Genomic DNA, 367 nt, shown 5'->3' with positions numbered 1-367 from the left:
GGGTGAAGTCGTAACAAGGTAGCCGTAGGGGAACCTGCGGCTGGATCACCTCCTTAATCGACGACATCAGCTGCTCCATAAGTTCCCACACGAATTGCTTGATTCATTGAAGAAGACGATAGAAGCAGACCAAAATTGGGTCTGTAGCTCAGTTGGTTAGAGCGCACCCCTGATAAGGGTGAGGTCGGCAGTTCGAATCTGCCCAGACCCACCAATTTTGTGTGGAAAGTGCCCGTAGAGATATGGGGCCATAGCTCAGCTGGGAGAGCGCCTGCCTTGCACGCAGGAGGTCAACGGTTCGATCCCGTTTGGCTCCACCATTACTTGCTTCTGTATCGTAAAGCTTAGAAATGAGCATTCCATCAAA

2 tRNA genes and 1 rRNA gene are annotated in these 367 nt (G+C 51.2%); all 3 read left to right on the top strand.

Annotated elements, in window-relative coordinates:
• A 16S ribosomal RNA gene (locus JQ845_RS22955) occupies window positions 1-56 on the top strand; the annotation flags it as partial.
• An 81-nt stretch (window positions 57-137) separates the two neighbouring features.
• Window positions 138-214: transfer RNA gene (locus tag JQ845_RS22950), tRNA-Ile, on the top strand.
• 30 nt (window positions 215-244) lie between these two features.
• A tRNA-Ala gene (locus JQ845_RS22945) sits at window positions 245-320 on the top strand.
• Window positions 321-367 lie beyond the last annotated feature (47 nt).

The sequence above is a fragment of the Pseudomonas paraversuta genome (genome assembly GCF_904063065.1).
Lineage (GTDB): Bacteria > Pseudomonadota > Gammaproteobacteria > Pseudomonadales > Pseudomonadaceae > Aquipseudomonas > Aquipseudomonas paraversuta.
Note: the sequence above shows the minus strand (reverse complement) of the source record. Positions and strands in the feature narration are given on the sequence as shown.